Source organism: Dactylosporangium sp. NPDC005572 (assembly GCF_040605515.1).
Taxonomy (GTDB): Bacteria; Actinomycetota; Actinomycetes; order Mycobacteriales; family Micromonosporaceae; genus Dactylosporangium.
The window spans coordinates 12,639-29,099 of the sequence record NZ_JBEXCY010000152.1 but is presented as its reverse complement, the minus strand read 5'-3'; the positions used below and the strand labels follow the sequence as shown (position 1 = coordinate 29,099).

Genomic DNA, 16,461 nt, shown 5'->3' with positions numbered 1-16,461 from the left:
CGGCCAGCTCCTCCGCCAGCTCGTCCGGGTCGGTGATCGGCACCGGCGCGGGGGCGGGCCCGGCGGGCGGCGGCAGGTCGTCACCCGACCCGAAAAGCGCGGCCCCGGCGGCTGCGGAGGCCCCGGCGGCGGGTGAGCGGGTGTGCTTCGCGGCGAGCGTGGCGGCCCGCTCGCGGATGTCGATGGCGTCGTGGGTGCAGGCGACGGCGATGGCGGCGGCGAACTCGGCGGCGCGGGCGGGGTGGCGGGCCGCGGCCCGGTCGAGCCAGGTCAGCTGGGCCCGGACCAGGCCCTTGTCGGGCCGCAGCAGCACCGCGGCCGAGGCGTCGAGCAGCGCGTCGGGCTCGGCCGCGTCGGTGTCGCGCAGTGCCTTCTGGGCCGTGCCCGCCGCCTGTGCCGGCCCGTCGGCGAGCAGCCGCAGGTAGTCCCCCGCGCGGGCGGTGATCTCCGCGGGCGTGGGCGTCAGGGCGTCGTGCAGCGCGAGCAGCCCGCGCTGGGCGCCCGGCCGGCCGCCGCGCAGCAGCCCGGCCACGCAGCCGTCCAGCAGCGCGGCCCGGTCGAGCCGCTCCTCGGCGGCGAGGACGGCCAGGGCCCGCACGAACCCGAGCCGTCCGTCGGGGTGCGCCTCGTACAGCAGCAGGGCGGCCGGAACCTCGTCGAGCTCGAACACCACCGGCAGCAGCGCGTCGAGGAACGGGTCGGTGCGCAGCTTGTCGAGCACCGGCCGCGGGCGGGCGCGCAACTCGCTGGGGGACGTGAGGTGGGCGAGCCAGCCGCGGACGAAGTTCGCACTCGTGGGCGGGGCCGCGCCGGCGAGGAGCCCGGCGACGAACGGCCAGCGGGGGAAGTCGTCCCGCGTGAACGAGGCCGCAATCCGGTGGGCCAGGTCGGGCAGCCAGGCCACGCCCCGCGCCGCGGCGACGGCGCGCACCGGCAGGAGCGCCTCACCGAGCACGGCCACGGACGAGCGGGCCAGCAGCTTCGCGGCCGCCGCGGCGCTCGGCGCGCAGCCCACGGTCGCGACGGCGAGGGCGGCCGCGTCATTGCCCCACCACCAGTTCTCACGGCGGCGCTTCACGTACGCCGAGAGCTCCTCGAACAGCACCGCCCGCTGGGCGTCGTCGAACCCCTGGAACGCCGCCGCGGTCGCGTCGACCCGCCCGTCGGTCACCAGGTCGAAGTCGAACAGCCCGGCGGTCATGCCGGCACCCGCACCGTCATCGACACCGCGAGGGCGTGCTTGCAGGGACCGCGGTCGCCGCGATGCTTCGCCCACCACGGGCAGGTGCAGGTGAACCCGCCGTCGGGCCTGCGGCGCACCCGATAGACCTGGTCGCCGCTGCGCACCGTCGCCGCCGTGTCGCCGTCGAGCTCGACCGCGCCGGCGTCGACCAGCGCTCGGGCGCCGGCGAGCCGCGGGTTGTCGCGCTCGGCCCGGCCCGCTTCGTAGGGCATGACGCGGTGGAAATACGCCGCCTCGGAGACGTCGAACCCGACCCGCCCGGCGGTGCCGAGCTGGGCCAGCGCGCCGCGGACCCGGTCGACGCCGAGGCCCGCCGCGGTGGCGAGGGCGTCGACGTCGATCGTCGGGTCCCACGACAGCAGCGCGCTCACCAGCTCGGCGTCGTCGGTCACGTCGTCGCCGGCCAGCGCGGCGAGCGCCGCGCCCTCGCCGGAGAACCCGCGATTGGGCTCGGGAGACAGCGTCAGCGACAGCCGCAGCGCGCCCGTGTCGAGCTCCCAGGTGCTGGCGACCGGCGCGGACCCGGCCCGCACGGCCGGCCCGTAGACCCGCAGCGACGTCGCGAACCGCAGCATCCCGCGCAGCGCCGCCAGCCGCCCGGCACCGGCCAGGCACACGGCGCCCGGCGCAGGCCGGGAGGTGAGCCGCAGCGTCCGCCCGGCCGGCACCGCCCACAGCACCGACCGGTCGCTCGCGCCCGGCAGCCGGCGCAGGAACGCGGCCGCCTCCGCCGCCGGCAGCTCGGCCCGCGGCTCGAACGCCGCCGCCAGCACGTGCACCTCGGCGAACCCGCGCAGCCACCGCGCCGGCAGCGGCACCTTCCGCTCCACCACCGAGCCGTCCATTGTGGACACGGTGAGGTCGTCGGGCCCGACCGACAGGTGCAGCGGCTCGATCCCGGCCACCCGGGCGAGCGCCTCCCGCAGCGGCCGGTTGACGTCGACGTTGGTCGTGCCGTGCGCGACGATGTCGCCGTCGAGCCCGGCGGGCAGCGCGTCCAGCCGCGCATACACCCCGCAGCAGCCGGAGAACGACTCGAACCGCAGGCGGTCCTCGCTGCCGGTGACGACCGGGTCGAGGCTCGCCGGGCTGGCCGGCTGGAAATATCGTGTGCGCGCCACCTCGGCGACCGCCAGCAGCCCGGCCGCCGCGGCCGGTGGCGTCGTGAGGAAGCCGGAGAAGAACCGGGGGTTGGCGGCCGGCCCGCCGCACGTCTGCAGCGCCACTCCGGAGCCGGTCAGCCCGGAGGGGGCGAGATACCGATACGTCTGCACCGCGTTCACAGCCCAGACCATAGCGGCCACCACCGACAATTTTTCGCAAGATCATTCCAGCGGCGGCGGACGCTGCGGCACCGGCGTCGAGACGACGATCGACGTCGTCGTCTGGCCGAACAGGAGGAAGCGGTCGAGCACCTCCTCCAGCCCGGCAAGCGACGGGGCGTGCACGGTCAGTACGAAGCAGTCCTCGCCGGTGACCCGCAGGCACTCCACGACCTGCGGCGTCTCGCGCGCCGCCTGTGCCACCGCGGGCAGCTGGCCCGGCCCGGGCCGCACCCGCACCAGCGCCGTCACCGCAAGCCCGAAGGCCGCCGGATCGAGCTCCAGACGGTACCCCCTGATGATCCCGGCCTGCTCCAGGCGCTGGACGCGCTCCGTCACCGCCGGCGCCGACATCCGCACCCGCCGCCCGAGCTCAGACATCGACAAGCGCGGATTGCTGCTGAGCTCGGCGAGCAGTCGCAAGTTGGTCGCGTCGAGCAGTGGATGCCTGGAATCTGCAGGCACAACGCCTCCTCCGCCTTCATTCTGCCCTTCATGTTGTACCGCCGGCAGCCCACGATCGACCAGTGACCACCCGTATCCCGGCCCCGGCGCTGCTGGCTGTCAGCGCCGTCTTCCACTACCTCGGCCCCGCCTTCGCCGTGCTGCTGTTCGCGCACGTCGACGCCGCCGGCGTCGCGTGGCTGCGGATCGTCTTCGCGGCACTGGTGTTCGCCGTGTGGCGCCGCCCGTGGCGGGTCCTGCGCCGGGGCGGCGCGGTCCTGCTCGGGTTCGGTGCGGCGCTGGCCGCCATGAACACCGTGTTCTACCTCGCCATCGAGCGCCTGCCCCTCGCCACGGTCGGCGCGATCGAGTTCCTCGGCGTCGTCGTCCTGGCCGCGGCGGGAGTCCGCGGCCCGCGCAACGCCGTCGCGCTGGTCCTGGCGATCGCCGGCGTCGCACTGCTGACCGAGGTCCGGCTCGGCGGCGAGCCGCTCGGCCTGCTCTTCGCGTTCCTCAACTGCGGGCTGTTCATGGTGTACGTCACGCTGGGTCATCGACTGGCCACGGAGACGGCTGGGGGCGGTGTGGACCGGTTGGGGGCGGCTATGCTGGTGGCCTCGGTGGTGGCAGCCCCGGTCGGGGTTCTCGACGCCGCGCCGGCCCTGGTGCATCCCACGTGGCTGCTGGCCGGTCTGGGTGTCGCCGTGTGCTCCTCCGTGATCCCGTATGTCGCCGACCAGCTCGCGATGGCCCGCGTGCGCCGGTCGACGTTCGCACTGATGCTCAGCGTCCTGCCCGCCTCGGCGACGGTCGTCGGCCTCGTGGTGCTGGCCCAGCTGCCGACCGCCCAGGACGTCGCGGGCATCGCCCTGGTCGCGGCCGCCCTGGCCGTCCACCGCCCGCCACCGGAGAAAGCCGAGCAGCCAGCCGAAGCGGCGGCCCAGCAGCCAGCCGAGAAGCCAGCCCAGCAGCCAGCCGAGGAGACGGCCGAGCAGGCGGCCCAGTAGACGGCCCGGGAGGCGGCCGAGGAGAGGGTCGAGCAGACGGCCGAGGGGACGGTCCAGTAGGCGGCCCGGGAGGCGGCCGAGCAGACAGCCGAGCGGGCAGTCCGGCAGGCAGCCGAGGAGACGGCCCAGCAGACAGGCGAGGAAACAGCCCAGGCAAGGAGGGCGGAGGCGGCATCGAAGGAGGCTGTGGCGGGAGCGCGCGAAGTGGCACGATAGGGTCAAAGGCCGCTGAGGTCATTAGTGCTCATTAGTGCTCACTAGTTAGCTATGGTGGTTGTGTGAATTTGAAGGAGTGGGCAGCGGCCACCGGCGTCTCGTACGCGACCGCACGGCGGCGGTACGAATCTGGGACCTTGCCCGTTCCTGTGTACCGGCTCGGTCGTCTCATCATGGTCGGCGAACCGCTGATACCGGTGACCGGCGCGGCTTCGGATGTTGGGCAGGTTGTCGTGTATGCCCGAGTGTCGTCGGCCGAGCAGAAGTCGGACTTGGATCGGCAGATCGCCCGGGTCGCTGTCTGGGCCACTGGTCGGAAGATCGCGGTCGACCGGGTTGTCACCGAGATCGGTTCTGCTCTCGATGGGCATCGCAAGGAGTTCCTGGCTCTGCTGCGCGATCCGGCCGTGTCCACCATCGTGGTGGAGCATCGGGACCGGTTCGCTCGTTTCGGCGCCGACTACGTCGAAGCTGCGTTGGCTGCACAGGGCAGGCGGCTACTGGTGGTGGACCCGGCCGAGGTCGACGACGACCTCGTGCGCGACGTGACGGAGATGCTGACGTCGTTGTGCGTCCGCCTGTACGGCCGCCGCGGCGCTGCGGACCGCGCCCGGCGCGCCATCGATGTCGCGATCGCCGAGGACCAGCCGGTGTGAAGTCGATCCAGGCGTACCGGTTCGCCCTGGATCTCTCCCCGGGCCAGGAGCGGGCTGTGCTCGCGCACGCCGGGGCGGGCCGGGTTGCGCACAACTGGGCCCTCGCATGGGTCAAGGCGGTGATGGACCAGCGGGCCGCGGAACGCACGTATGGTGTCCCGGACGGTGAGCTCACCCCGGCTGTGTCGTGGTCGCTGCCGGCGTTGCGCCGGGCGTGGAACGCCGCCAAGGCGCAGGTGGCGCCGTGGTGGGCGGAGTGCTCGAAGGAAGCGTTCAACACCGGCCTGGACGCCCTCGCACGGGGGTTGCAGAACTGGGCCGAATCCCGGTCCGGCAAGCGCGCCGGGCGGCCGGTCGGGTTCCCGCGGTTCAAGGCCCGCCGCCGGACCACGCCGAGCGTGCGGTTCACCACCGGCGCGATCCGGGTCGAGCCGGACCGCAAGCATGTGGTGCTGCCCCGGCTGGGCCGGTTGAAGCTGCACGAGTCGGCCCGCAAGCTCGCCCGCCGCGTCGAGGCCGGCACCGCCCGGATCATGTCCGCGACCGTCCGGCGGGACGGCCAGCGCTGGCACGTCGCGTTCACCGTCGAGGTCGACCGCGCCGAACAGGCCCCGGCCCGGCCCGACGCTGTGGTCGGTGTGGACGTCGGCATCAAACACCTCGCGGTGCTGTCTACCGGCGCTTTGGTCGACAACCCGCGCCACCTCACCAGCGCGCAGACCCGGCTCCGCGCACTGGGCCGGGCCCTGGCACGCAAGACCGGCCCCGACCGGCGCACCGCACGACGGCCGTCGAGACGCTGGGAACGCGCGGCGGCCCGGCTCGGCCGCGCCCACGCCCGCGTGAGCAACCTGCGCCGCGACGGCCTGCACAAGCTCACCACCCAGCTGGCCCAGGCGTATGGCACGGTGGTCGTCGAAGACCTCAACGTCACCGGCATGATCGCCAACCGGCGCCTGGCCCGGCACATCGCCGACGCCGGGTTCGCCGAGATCCGCCGCCATCTCGCGTACAAGACCAGATGGAACGGTGGTCGGCTGCTCGTGGCCGACCGCTGGTATCCCTCCAGCAAAACCTGCTCGGGCTGCGGCGCGGTGAAAACCAAACTCGCCCTGTCCGAGCGCGAATACCAGTGCGAGGCATGCGGCCTGGTCATCGACCGGGACCACAACGCCTCCCGCAACCTCGCCGCGCTCGCGGCGCAGTACGGTACCGCCGGGAGTGGCCCGGTGGCAGCACGTGGAGCCGACCAGAAGACCCGCACACGCGGGCAGGCGGCCGAGAAACGTGAACCCGGCACCGCACCCACGGGTCAGACCGGGACCGCCCCGCCGCAAGGCAGGACTACCGACCGTGTGCTCACTCAAGCACGCTGAAAGGTAACGGGCTCCCATGACCCATATCGATCGATCCGATCGACCTCGACCGACCCCGACCTCAGTTACGACAGCCTTGACGGGCTCTCCGTCGGCGACGCGTTCGGCGCGCAGCACTTTCTCCCAGGTGGGGCGACGGCCCGGGGATCGTCGCCGCGTACACCGGCCGCGACGGCATCCCGCAACGGTGGCTCGAGCGGCGCGAGCCGCTGCCGGCCTACGTGCGCTGAGCGGCCGAGACCAGCAGCGTCTCGATATCCCGTACGCACGCCTCGGCATCGAGGGACGGCACGGACACGTCGACGGTGAGCCGCAACGCACCCGGCTCGTCGTCGACGTGCACGAACAGCGGCTCGGTCGGGCCGACCGGCGGTTCGGCCCAGGTGAACGTGCCCGGTTCCCAGGACGCCCCGGGCACGACGGCCCGCACGGAACGGCGGTCGTTGAGGCATGCGGTACGGGCGGCGCCACCGACCAGGAACGGGTCGTAGTAGGCGTGCTTCTGCGCGGGCAGGGAGGCCCGGGCGACGGCGGCAAGCGCGTCGTCGAACGAGCCGGACACGTCGGCCACGCACAGGCCGAGCTGCGTGATCGGGCTGACGACGCCGGCCAGCCCGCCGCGGAACCGGTTGCTCACCACCTGCCGCACCGCGATGGTCGCGCTGTCCGTCGTCCGGCCGAGGACCGTCATGTACGCGGCCAGCAGTACCGTTGCCGAATCAACGCCGGCTACCGCGGACACGGCGGGGAGGGCGGCGGCGAGGGCCGGCGACACGAAGATCCCCTTGCGGGACGGACCGACCAGCGCGCCGAACGGCGCAAGCAGATCACCGTGCCGCTCCCAGTGCCGTCGCGCGGCCGCGTGCTGGCGCTCGCCGGCCGCCGACGCCTGCCACGCGGCCAGGTCCAGCGGCTGGAGACCCTCCGGCGGAGACGCCGCCCGCCGGGTTACCTCGTCCACCATGATCGCGGCGCCGATCCCGTCCGTGACGATGTGCGGCATGATGGCGACGAGCCTGCTCGGGGTACCACGGGATAGAACAACCGCCATGCGCATGGGGAACTCGGCCTCGAGGTCGGGCGAGGACGCCCGCAGGTCCCGCTCGACGGCGGCGGCGATCATCTCCGGGTCGTCGTCCCCGGCGTCCACCACGTCGAGCCGCGCGCTGCCCCGGTCGGCGACGACCTGCAGCGGCGCGGCGCCGGGGCGGGACCGCAGCCTGGTGCGGAACGACTGATAGCGGTCCATGGTGTACCGCAGCTCCGCCGCGACGTCATCGAGCGTCGTGCCGGGCGGCACCGGCCGCCGCCCGCCCATCGGCAGCCAGGACCGCTCGCGCTCCATGGCCTGCCACATCGCCCGCTGGCCCCACGTCAGCTCGGCGGTGCCGGCCCCGGCGCCGTGAAAGGGGACGTCCACAACGCGGTGACTGTACTCAGCGCGTGCCGAGCGTCAAGGCTTGACAGCGGCGAAGACGACGGCCCGCACGTCAGTCGGCCAGGCGGGCCGGGAAGCCGCCGGTCGCCACCGGGCCCCACGTGTCGATCGTGACGCGGACGAGCGACTTGCCCTGTGCGAGCATGGCGGCGCGGTACTCGTCCCAGTCCGGGTGCTCGCCGGAGATGCAGCGGAAGTACTCGACGAGGGGCTCCAGGGCGTCGGGCAGGTCGAGCACCTCGCCCGTCCCGTCGATCTGCACCCAGGCGTCGCTCCAGTCGTCGGACAGCACCATGACGGACACCCGCGGGTCGCGCCGGATGTTGCGCACCTTCGCCCGCTCCGGGTAGGTCGACACGACGATGCGCCCCTCGGTGTCGACACCGCACGTCACCGGGGAGGCCTGCGGGCGCCCGTCGGCCCGCGTCGTCATGATGATCGCCCGGTGCCGCGGCCGGAGGAACTCCAGCAGCGCGGCCCGCTCGACCCGGTCGTTGGTCGCGATCTTCCGTGCCATGCGACGACCCTACCTGGCGTATCTCGCGACGCCGCGGGTAGCTCCGCGCGCATGAAACGCTGGCTGCGGGACCGCGGGCTGATGGGGGAGTTGGCCGCCGAGTTCGCCGGCACGATGATCCTCATCCTGTTCGGGTGCGGCGTCGTCGCGCAGGTGGCCGCAGCCGGGCTGGGCGATCACGACAGCATCGCGTGGGCGTGGGGCTTCGGGGTGACGTTCGGGGTGTACGTCGCCGGCCGGCTCAGCGGCGGGCACCTCAACCCGGCGGTGAGCTTCGCCCTCGCCATGTTCAGCGGCTTCGAGTGGCGCAAGGTCCTGCCGTACTCGATCGCGCAGACGCTCGGCGCGTTCACCGGCGCGCTGCTCGTGCGGTGGAACTACGGCTCGATCCTGCACGCCGCCGACCCCGGCCTGACGATCAAGACGCAGACGGTGTTCTCGACGCTGCCCGGCAACGGCACGCTGCCGGTCGACCTGTTCGGCGCGTTCCGGGACCAGGTCATCGGCACCGCGATCCTGCTGTTCCTGATTCTCGCCGTGACCGACACGATGAACACGGCGCCGAAGGCGAACCTGCAGCCGTTCATCGTCGGCCTCATCGTCGTCGCGATCGGCATGGCCTGGGGCGCCGCGGCCGGCTACGCCATCAACCCGGCCCGTGACCTCGGGCCGCGGCTGGCGTCGTTCCTCACCGGCTACGGCAGCGCCTTCGTTGACCAGACGGGTTATCCGTACTTCTGGGTGCCGATCGTCGCGCCGATCCTCGGCGGGGTCGTCGGCGCCGGCCTGTACCGGGTGACCGTCACCCGCTTCCTGCTGGCACAGCCCGCGCAGGAGCCCGCGCAGCGCGAGCCCGGAAGGGTGGACACGACCAGTGGATGAGTACATCGGGGCGATCGACCAGGGCACGACCAGCACCCGCGCGATGGTCTTCGACCACGCCGGCCGGGTCGTCGCGCAGCACCAGCTGGAGCATCGGCAGATCCTGCCCCGCGCCGGGTGGGTCGAGCACGACCCGCTCGAGATCTGGGAACGCACGAACGACGTGGCCCGCGAGGCGTTCGCCGGCCTGCGGCTGCGCGCGCTCGGCATCACCAACCAGCGCGAGACGACGGTCGTGTGGGACCGGCGCACCGGCCGGCCGTACGCCAACGCGATCGTCTGGCAGGACACCCGCACCGACGCCATCGCGGCCGCCCTCGCCGGCAACGACCTCATCCAGCGCCGTAGTGGTCTGCTACCGGCCACGTACTTCGCCGGCGGCAAACTGCAGTGGCTGCTGGAGCACGTCGACGGACTGCGCCGCGCCGCCGCCTCCGGCGATGCGCTGTTCGGCACGATGGACACCTGGCTGCTGTGGAACCTCACCGGCGGCCCCGACGGCGGCGTGCACGTCACCGACGTGACCAACGCCAGCCGGACCATGCTCATGGACATCGCCTCGCTGCAGTGGGACCAGGAGCTGCTGGACGTCTTCGGCGTGCCGGCGGCGATGCTGCCGGAGATCCGCCCGTCGTCCGACCCGGCGGCCTACGGCCGGAGCCCCGGCGGCGTCCCGATCACCGCCGCGCTCGGCGACCAGCACGCCGCGACCGTCGGCCAGGTCTGCTTCGGTGCCGGCGAGGCGAAGAACACGTACGGCACCGGCAACTTCCTGCTCCTCAACACGGGCGACGCGCTGGTGCGCTCGTCGCGCGGCCTGCTCACGACGGTCGCGTACCAGTTCGACGGGCAGCCGCCGGCGTACGCGCTGGAGGGATCGATCGCCGTCACCGGCTCGGCCGTGCAGTGGCTGCGCGACCAATTGCGCATCATCAGCAGCGCCGCCGAGAGCGAGACCCTGGCATCGAAGGTCCCCGACAACGGCGGCGTGTACTTCGTCCCCGCCTTCTCCGGCCTGTTCGCACCCTACTGGCGCGCTGACGCGCGCGGCGCGATCGTCGGCCTGTCCCGGTTCGACACCGACGCCCACCTGGCCCGCGCGACGCTGGAGGCGATCTGCTACCAGTCCCGCGACGTCGTCGAGGCGATGCAGCAGGACAGCGGGGTGACGCTCGACGTGCTCAAGGTCGACGGCGGGGTCACCGCCAACGACCTGTGCATGCAGCTGCAGGCCGACATCCTGGGCGTTCCCGTCAGCCGCCCGCGCGTGCCCGAGACCACCGCGCTCGGCGCCGCCTACGCCGCCGGGCTGGCCTCCGGCTATTGGGACTCGCTGGACGAGCTGCGCGCCAACTGGGACGAGTCGCGCCGCTGGGAGCCGACGTGGACCGCCGTCCAGCGCACCTCGGGCTACGAGCGCTGGAAGATGGCCGTCGCGCGCACGCTCGACTGGGTCGAGATCGGAGGTGCCTGATGCACACCGCACCGTTGTCGCCGCTGGCGCGATCGGCGGCTATCGCTGCTATGGAATCCACGGAGCTCGACGTGGTGGTGGTCGGCGGCGGCGTGGTCGGGGCCGGCTGCGCCCTCGACGCGACGACCCGCGGCCTGTCGACGGGCCTGCTGGAGATGCGCGACTGGGCCAGCGGCACGTCGAGCCGCTCCAGCAAGCTCATTCACGGCGGCCTGCGCTATCTCGAGATGATGGACTTTCAGCTGGTACGGGAGGCGCTGCGCGAGCGGAGCCTGCTCCTGCACCGGCTGGCGCCGCACCTGGTGCGCCCGGTGCCGTTCATCTACCCGCTCACGCGCCGGGTGTGGGAGCGGTTCTACGTCGGGTCCGGGGTCACGCTGTACGACGGGATGGCCGGCCGCGGGATGCCGCGCCACCGGCAGCTTTCCCGCCGCGAAGCCCTGCGGCTGTGCCCGGCGCTGCGGCGGGACAGCCTCGTCGGTGCCGTGCAGTACTGGGACGCGCAGGTCGACGACGCCCGCCACACGATGTTCGTGGCCCGCACCGCCGCCGCCTACGGCGCCCATGTGGCGTCCCGCGCGCAGGTCGTCGGCTTCCTCCGCGAGGCCGGCCGGGTCACCGGCGTCCGCGTCCTGGACCTGGAGGACGACCGGACGTTCGAGGTCCGTGCCCGCCAGGTCGTCAACGCCACGGGCGTGTGGACGGACGACACCCAGGCCCTGATCGGCGAGCGCGGCCAGTTCCAGGTCCGCGCCTCCAAGGGCGTTCATCTGGTCGTACCCCGGGATCGAATACAGTCGACGTCGGCCCTCATTCTGCGCACTCCGACGAGCGTGCTGTTCGTCATCCCGTGGGGCCGCCACTGGATCGTCGGCACCACCGACACCGACTGGACCCTGGACAAGTCCCACCCGGCCGCTACCCGCAGCGACATTGACTATCTGCTGGGCGAGGTCAACAAGGTCCTGGTCTCGCCGCTGCGCCCGGAGGACGTCGAGGGCGTGTACGCGGGCCTTCGCCCGCTGCTGGCCGGCGAGTCCGAGCTGACGTCGAAGCTGTCCCGCGAACACGTGGTGGCCAGTCCCGTCCCCGGCGTGGTGGCCGTGGCCGGCGGCAAGTACACCACCTACCGCGTGATGGCCGCCGACGCCGTCGACGCGGCGGCCCACGCCCTGGGCGGCGCGATCCCCCCGTCCTGCACCGACAAGGTCCCGCTGCTCGGCGCCGAGGGCTACGCCGCGCTGTGGAACCAGCGCGCGGCGCTGTCGGCCTCGAGCGGCCTGCACGTGGCGCGGGTGGAGCGCCTGCTGCGCCGCTACGGCACGCTGGTGGACGAGGTCCTGGACCTGATCCGCACCGACCCGTCCCTGGCCGACCCGCTGGACGGCGCCGAGGACTACCTACGGGCAGAAGTGGCGTACGCGGTCCTGGCCGAGGGCGCCCGCCACGTGGAGGACGTCCTGACCCGCCGCACGAGGGCGTCGATAGAGACCTTCGACCGCGGCCTGACGGCCCTGGTACCGGTGGCCAGGCTGATGGCGGACCTCCTGGACTGGCCCGGCGAGCAGTTGGACCGCGAGCTGGCCAGCTACCGCCACCGCGTGGAGGCCGAACGCGCGTCCCAGGAGCAGCCCGACGACCGCACGGCGGACCTGACCCGCCGCGAGGCCCCGGACGTGGTCCCAGTGGCCCACGCATAGCCAAGCCAAACGCACCACAAGCCGCGGCCCACGCCGCCCCGAGCCCAGGCCAGCTGTCGCCGCGAGACCGCTGGCTGGTTCTGGCTGCGCTCTGTCTGTCTGGCCGGCTGTCTGGCTGGCTCCGGCTGGACTCGGTTGGCTTCGGTTGCCGGGCCGGTGCCGGGCCGGTGCCGGGCCGGTCGCGTCGGCTGGCACGGTTATGTGCCGGGACGGACGAGACCCGACTCGTACGCCAGCACGACCGCCTGCACCCGGTCCCGCAACCCCAGCTTGGCCAGCACCTTCGACACGTGCGTCTTCACCGTGTGCTCGGTGACGACCAACTCGACGGCGATCTCCGCGTTGGACAACCCACGCGCCACCTGCCGCAGAATGTCCTCCTCCCGCGGCGTCAACGAGCCCAGCCGCCGATCACTCACCGGCGCGGCCACCGCCCGCCGCTGGCGTAACACGTCAGCGATCAGCCGCCGCGTCACCGTCGGCGCCAGCAGAGCCTCCCCGGCCGCGACAGTTCGCACCGCTGCCACGAGGTCGGCCCGATGCATGTCCTTGAGCAGAAACCCACTGGCACCGGCCAGCAACGCCTCGTACACGTACTCATCCAGATCAAACGTCGTCAGCACCAACACCTTCGCCGCCGTCGCCGCACAGATCTCCCGCGTAGCCCCGATCCCGTCAAGGTTCGGCATCCGGACATCCATGAGCACCACGTCCGGCCGCTCCCGCGCGGCAACTGCCACCGCCTGTGCCCCGTCCTCAGCCTCCCCGACGACCTCGATGTCCGGCTGCGACTCCAGGATCATGCACAGCCCACCACGCACCAGCGCCTGGTCGTCAGCCACCACAACCCGCAACTTCACCACCCGGCTGCTCCCCGCCCGTTCCCAGCTGCCGTTCGGCTCTCCCCGACTCTCGACGCACTTGCCGGCGCGCCGCCGTCCGTCGCTGCGCTGTTGCCGCCGCCCCTCGCCGCGCCGCCGCCTGTTGCCACGCTGTTGCCGCCGCCCCTCGCCGCGCCGTTGCCGTGGCCGCCGTCCGTCGCCGTGGCGTCCCCGGTCTCAGTCGGCGTGCCGATCTCGCCGATCGCCGTGCTGCTCCCTGTCGACCGGCCGTGCATGCCGGCCGCTGTGTCGCTTCCATCCGTGGCGGTGACGGGTAGGAAGGCCGCCACCTCGAAGCCTGCGCCGCCATCGGTGCGCGCGCCGGTGCGCAGCCGGCCGCCCACCGCGGTCACGCGCTCCCGCATGCCGGCCAGGCCGTGGCCGCTCGCGTGCTCCGCTGACCGCTTGCCGCTGCCCGTCGCGGTCCCCGGGGGCGGGGCGCCGCGGCCATCGTCGCGGACCGTGACCTGAAGGGCGTTGCCGGGCGCACCTGCCACTACAACTGCGACATGCTTCGCACCCGCGTGCTTCACCACGTTGGTCAGCGCTTCCTGCACGAGCCGGTACGCCGTGGCGCCGACCGTCGCGTCCACCACCGGCACCGCGACGCGTTCGAGGTGCACGTCGAGGCCGGTCCGGCGGGCCCGCTCGACCAGCGACGGGATCGCCTCCATGCCCGCCGGCTCGGGCTCCCGCTCACGCAGCACGCCCAGGGCGTGGCGCAGCTGGACCAGGGCCTCGCGGCCCGTCTCGGCGATGGCGTCGAACGCGGCCTCGGCCTTCCCGGCGTCGCGGCGCACGACCGAGGCGCCGCCCTCGGCCTGGACCACCATGAGGCCGACGGAGTGGGCGAGCACGTCGTGCATGTCGCGGGCGATCCTGGCCCGCTCGGCGCTCGCGGCGGCCGCCTGCTCCTCGGCGAGGCGCCGGGTGCGCTCCTCCAGCCACGAGATCCGGTCGCGGCGGGCGCGGACCTGGACGCCCAGTGCGTAGGCGGTGACGAAGCTGACCCCGACGTATGCGAACGAGGGCGGGTTCTGGTGCGGGATGGCCAGCGACACCGTGATCCCGGCGGCCGTCACCACGATGGCGGCCAGCCGCCAGGCCGGCGACGCCAGCTCCGCCCACGTGTAGGTGGCGACGAGCTGCCCGTAGGGCACGTCGGTGAGGCGCTCCACGATCGACAGCCAGGTGGTGGCGACGCCTGTGATGAGCGCCACGAGGATCGGCGCCCGACGGCGCCAGATGAGCGGAACGGAGGCTACGAGAGCGAGCAGGAGCGCGCTGAGGTTGAACGGTCGGTAGGCCAACGCCGGGTAGAGCGTCGCGGCCGTGACGACCGCGGCGATCAGGATGTCGAGCGTTCGTTGGCGCATGCGGATGATTCTGGCCGGGTGGCGGAGTGGCCGCGTCCCTCCTGAGAGCCATCTTCATGGCACCCCACAGAGCTACGCCGAAAGCGCTCCCGCGAGCGATGCGCGTCCTTGATCCCCGTGAATAGAGTGGCGCCATGGCAGTTCGACGTGCACAGGTGCTCGGGTTGATCGGCGCGGTCATCCTGCTGATCGGCCTGGCTTCCTGGGGCATCGTGACGGTGCTCGGCCGGGCCGGGGAGCTGCCCGAGGCATCCGTCTCGGTCGAGGCGAAGCGGCCCGACGGCGGCGCGCCGAGCGACGCCGACCTCGACCGGGCCCGCCAGGTCCTGCTCACCCGCATGCGGGCCGCCAACGTCGAGGACCCACGGGTCGACCGCAACGGCGACCGGCTGGTGCTGCGCGGCCGGGGCGCGGGCGAGACGATGCTGCGCGAGCTGGTGGGCACCGGCCAGCTGCGGTTCCGGCGGGTCCTGGCGACCGTGTTCACCGACCAGCCGATGACGGGCACGCTGCCGGAGCAGCCCGCCGACGCGCCTCGGCCGGCGGTCGCCGACCGGCTCGGCGAGGCCTATACGGCCGCCGCGGCGGTGCAGGACGTCGACCAGGGCAAGGCGCTGCCGCCGAGCGTGACGTCGGCGTTCAGCGCGCTGAGCGCGGCCGACGTGGCCACACTGCCGCTGCGGATGCAGCTGCTGGTGCCCGGCGTGACCTGCGCCCAGCTGACCGACGTCGGCGCGGTCGACCAGAGCGTGGTGGCGTGTGACAAGGACGGCACGAAGTACCTGCTGGACAAGGCCCGCGTCACCGGCGCCGACATCGACGGCGCGACGGCCACGCTCGGGCCGAGCGGCCAGTGGACGGTGAACGTCCGGTTCACGGCCGACGGGCAGCGCCGCTTCACCGAGCTGAGCCGCGAGCTCGCACCGCAGCGGGAGCAGGTGGGGATCGTGCTCGACGCGCTCGTCGTGTCGGCGCCCGCGATCCAGGCGGAGATCACTGGGGAGGTGCAGGTGAGCGGGAACCTGAGCCAGTACCAGACCGAGGTGCTCGCCGCCCAGTTAGCCGGCGGTGAGCTCCCGGTCCGCCTGACGGTCATCGGCTGACGACCGCAGCGCCGAGGGCGTGCGGCCTGGCCAACGCCCGCGGGGCCTGGGTTCGATCGGAGGCATGACCGGGGACGAGCGTCCGGAGGGGTGGCGGCCCGGCCGAGGGCGTGCGGTCCAGCCGAGCGCGACGGCTTGAGGGCGGGGCGTGGCCTTGGGGCGGCGAGCGCGGCCTGGGGATGGCGGCGCCCCCTCCGGGCGGTGGCGCGGCCTGGGGTGGCGGCGTGGCGCTGGGGGGTGCAGCCTTCGGGCGGTGGCGCGGCCGCTTGGGGCGGCGGCGTGGCGCTGGAGGCGCGGCGCGGCCCTTCGGACGGCGGCGCTGCTTGGGGCGGCAGCGGCCTGACACGGCGCGGTCCGGCCGAGGGCCTGCCGTCGTGGAGATGGGCAGGACCTTGCGGTTGCCGGAACCCGTGGCGGGCCGCACCGGGGGCCGGTCGGGTCAGGGAGCCTCCGGCGGGGGAGTGTCAGTGGCGGCGGCGCGGGCGGCCAGGAGTGTGGGGAGGTGTTCCCGGGACCAGGTGCGAGCTGCGGCGATCAGGTCGAGGAGGGAGCGGCCCAGGGGTGTCAGGGCGTACTCGACGCGTGGGGGGTTCTCCGGGTAGGACGTGCGGGACACCAGGCCGTCGCGTTCCATGGCGCGCAGGGTCTCGGTCAGGACCTTCGCTGTCACGGCGCGTAGTGGGGTCTGGAGTTCGGTGAAGCGGCGTGGGCCGTGCTCCAGGCACAGGATGACCATGCCGGTCCACTTGTCGCCGATCTGGAACGGCAGGGCGCTCGTTGGGCACATCGGGTCGAAGTCGGGTAGGGGAGCGGGCGGCATTTGCCC

Annotated in this window: 15 protein-coding genes; 7 read left to right on the top strand and 8 right to left on the bottom strand. The window is 73.2% G+C overall.

What is annotated here, in order from left to right:
• The 3 genes from ABZS66_RS44295 to ABZS66_RS44285 form a co-directional block, all read right to left on the bottom strand.
• A partial coding sequence (locus ABZS66_RS44295) for a DUF6493 family protein (protein ID WP_354768770.1) occupies positions 1–1,201 on the bottom strand: 1,201 nt, incomplete at its 3' end.
• A complete protein-coding gene (locus ABZS66_RS44290) occupies positions 1,198–2,526 on the bottom strand; it encodes an SWIM zinc finger family protein (RefSeq protein ID WP_354768768.1) in 1,329 nt (442 codons plus the stop codon). The genes ABZS66_RS44290 and ABZS66_RS44295, both read right to left, overlap by 4 nt.
• A 42-nt stretch (positions 2,527–2,568) precedes the next feature.
• Positions 2,569–3,006: an Lrp/AsnC family transcriptional regulator gene (locus ABZS66_RS44285; RefSeq protein ID WP_354768774.1), complete on the bottom strand. Its 438-nt coding sequence runs from the start codon at positions 3,004–3,006 to the stop codon at positions 2,569–2,571.
• An 86-nt stretch (positions 3,007–3,092) separates the two neighbouring features.
• Between ABZS66_RS44285 and ABZS66_RS44280 the strand changes: the two genes are divergently transcribed.
• The 3 genes from ABZS66_RS44280 to tnpB all read left to right on the top strand — a co-directional run bounded on the left by ABZS66_RS44280 (position 3,093) and on the right by tnpB (position 6,264).
• Complete coding sequence (locus ABZS66_RS44280) at positions 3,093–4,016, top strand: EamA family transporter (protein WP_354768767.1); 924 nt, start codon at positions 3,093–3,095, stop codon at positions 4,014–4,016.
• A gap of 278 nt (positions 4,017–4,294) precedes the next feature.
• On the top strand, positions 4,295–4,888 hold the full coding sequence (locus ABZS66_RS44275) for an IS607 family transposase (protein WP_354768765.1): 594 nt from the start codon (positions 4,295–4,297) through the stop codon (positions 4,886–4,888).
• Entirely contained in the window at positions 4,885–6,264 is a 1,380-nt protein-coding gene (gene tnpB, locus ABZS66_RS44270) for an IS607 family element RNA-guided endonuclease TnpB (RefSeq protein WP_354768764.1), read from the top strand. The genes ABZS66_RS44275 and tnpB overlap by 4 nt, the downstream gene beginning before the upstream one ends.
• A gap of 217 nt (positions 6,265–6,481) precedes the next feature.
• On the opposite strand, the gene ABZS66_RS44265 is transcribed toward tnpB, so the two are convergent.
• A complete protein-coding gene (locus tag ABZS66_RS44265; protein WP_354768762.1) occupies positions 6,482–7,684 on the bottom strand; it encodes a condensation domain-containing protein in 1,203 nt (400 codons plus the stop codon).
• A gap of 70 nt (positions 7,685–7,754) precedes the next feature.
• Positions 7,755–8,219, bottom strand: a complete 465-nt coding sequence (locus ABZS66_RS44260; protein WP_354768760.1) for a PPOX class F420-dependent oxidoreductase — start codon at positions 8,217–8,219, stop codon at positions 7,755–7,757.
• A gap of 51 nt (positions 8,220–8,270) precedes the next feature.
• Between ABZS66_RS44260 and ABZS66_RS44255 the strand changes: the two genes are divergently transcribed.
• Genes ABZS66_RS44255 through ABZS66_RS44245 form a run of 3 tightly spaced genes read left to right on the top strand, consistent with a single transcriptional unit; the run spans position 8,271 to position 12,275 of the window.
• Positions 8,271–9,101 (top strand): MIP/aquaporin family protein, encoded by an 831-nt coding sequence (locus ABZS66_RS44255; protein ID WP_354768758.1) that lies wholly within the window; start codon positions 8,271–8,273, stop codon positions 9,099–9,101.
• Entirely contained in the window at positions 9,094–10,575 is a 1,482-nt protein-coding gene (glpK, locus tag ABZS66_RS44250) for a glycerol kinase GlpK (RefSeq protein WP_354768756.1), read from the top strand. The genes ABZS66_RS44255 and glpK overlap by 8 nt, the downstream gene beginning before the upstream one ends.
• The gene (locus ABZS66_RS44245; protein WP_354768754.1) at positions 10,575–12,275 is read left to right on the top strand and encodes a glycerol-3-phosphate dehydrogenase/oxidase; all 1,701 of its coding nucleotides are present in this window, start codon (positions 10,575–10,577) and stop codon (positions 12,273–12,275) included. The genes glpK and ABZS66_RS44245 overlap by 1 nt, the downstream gene beginning before the upstream one ends.
• A gap of 197 nt (positions 12,276–12,472) precedes the next feature.
• Here ABZS66_RS44245 and ABZS66_RS44240 read toward each other — a convergent pair whose 3' ends face one another.
• Positions 12,473–13,135 carry a response regulator transcription factor gene (locus ABZS66_RS44240; protein WP_354768753.1) on the bottom strand — a complete coding sequence of 221 codons (663 nt, stop codon included), beginning with the start codon at positions 13,133–13,135 and terminating at the stop codon, positions 12,473–12,475.
• Positions 13,132–14,532, bottom strand: a complete 1,401-nt coding sequence (locus tag ABZS66_RS44235; RefSeq protein ID WP_354768751.1) for a histidine kinase — start codon at positions 14,530–14,532, stop codon at positions 13,132–13,134. The genes ABZS66_RS44240 and ABZS66_RS44235 overlap by 4 nt, the downstream gene beginning before the upstream one ends.
• 134 nt (positions 14,533–14,666) lie before the next feature.
• Here ABZS66_RS44235 and ABZS66_RS44230 point away from each other — a divergent pair, with 134 nt between their 5' ends.
• Positions 14,667–15,635 (top strand): hypothetical protein, encoded by a 969-nt coding sequence (locus ABZS66_RS44230; RefSeq protein ID WP_354768749.1) that lies wholly within the window; start codon positions 14,667–14,669, stop codon positions 15,633–15,635.
• A 439-nt stretch (positions 15,636–16,074) separates the two neighbouring features.
• Here the strand turns inward: ABZS66_RS44230 and ABZS66_RS44225 are convergent, their stop codons facing one another.
• Positions 16,075–16,455, bottom strand: coding sequence for a helix-turn-helix domain-containing protein (locus ABZS66_RS44225; RefSeq protein ID WP_354768747.1), 381 nt, complete (start codon positions 16,453–16,455; stop codon positions 16,075–16,077).
• Between the last annotated feature and the right edge of the window lie 6 nt (positions 16,456–16,461).

Bases quoted from the DNA above. Each gene is read 5' to 3' on its own strand.
- ABZS66_RS44260 (WP_354768760.1), bottom strand. From the start codon at position 8,219: ATGGCACGGAAGATCGCGACCAACGACCGGGTCGAGCGGGCCGCGCTG.
- ABZS66_RS44225 (WP_354768747.1), bottom strand. From the start codon at position 16,455: ATGCCGCCCGCTCCCCTACCCGACTTCGACCCGATGTGCCCAACGAGC.
- ABZS66_RS44230 (WP_354768749.1), top strand. From the start codon at position 14,667: ATGGCAGTTCGACGTGCACAGGTGCTCGGGTTGATCGGCGCGGTCATC.
- ABZS66_RS44235 (WP_354768751.1), bottom strand. From the start codon at position 14,532: ATGCGCCAACGAACGCTCGACATCCTGATCGCCGCGGTCGTCACGGCC.
- ABZS66_RS44255 (WP_354768758.1), top strand. From the start codon at position 8,271: ATGAAACGCTGGCTGCGGGACCGCGGGCTGATGGGGGAGTTGGCCGCC.
- ABZS66_RS44245 (WP_354768754.1), top strand. From the start codon at position 10,575: ATGCACACCGCACCGTTGTCGCCGCTGGCGCGATCGGCGGCTATCGCT.